This is a genomic window from Verminephrobacter aporrectodeae subsp. tuberculatae At4 (assembly GCF_000193225.1).
GTDB classification, from domain to species: domain Bacteria; phylum Pseudomonadota; class Gammaproteobacteria; order Burkholderiales; family Burkholderiaceae_C; genus Acidovorax; species Acidovorax aporrectodeae.
Genome location: NZ_AFAL01000930.1, coordinates 1 through 445, shown reverse-complemented (window position 1 = coordinate 445; position 445 = coordinate 1). Strand labels below are relative to the sequence as shown.

The 445-nt window shown below is 61.1% G+C and carries 1 protein-coding gene; it reads right to left on the bottom strand.

What is annotated here, in order from left to right; translation table 11 throughout:
- On the bottom strand, positions 1–445 hold a 445-nt coding region (locus VTU_RS34245), incomplete at both ends, for an Ig-like domain-containing protein (RefSeq protein WP_010109429.1).

Below are 445 nucleotides of genomic sequence, written 5' to 3'. Positions count from 1 at the left end.
GTGACGGGCTCGCTGAAGGCGAAGGTGACGGTGGTGGTTTCGCCGACGGTGAGTGCGCTGTCGGCCAGGGTGATCGTGGCGGTGGGTCGAACGAGGTCAATGTCGTAGAGGGTGTCAATGAAATATCTCACCCCCTCCTGACCCGTGTTGCCTGCGACATCGGTCACGGAACCCCCCGTAAACACGCTGAGGTAATTGCCGGTCGATGAGGCGCCGGAAGTCGGGGCAGTGAGCGTGAACTGCCAAGTAATGCCGTCGGTGGTACGCAGGTTGGACAATGTGCCGGGATTGGCGGTGGGCCTGATGGTAAAGCCAAGGCTCATCTCCAGAGTGAGACTGTCCCGATTGAGCGCTTCGGAGAAGGTGAGGGTGACGGTGGTTGATTCGCCGGCGCAGAGCTTGGGGTCCGCGATGGTGAGGTTGGTCGCAAAGGGCCGCTTGGTAT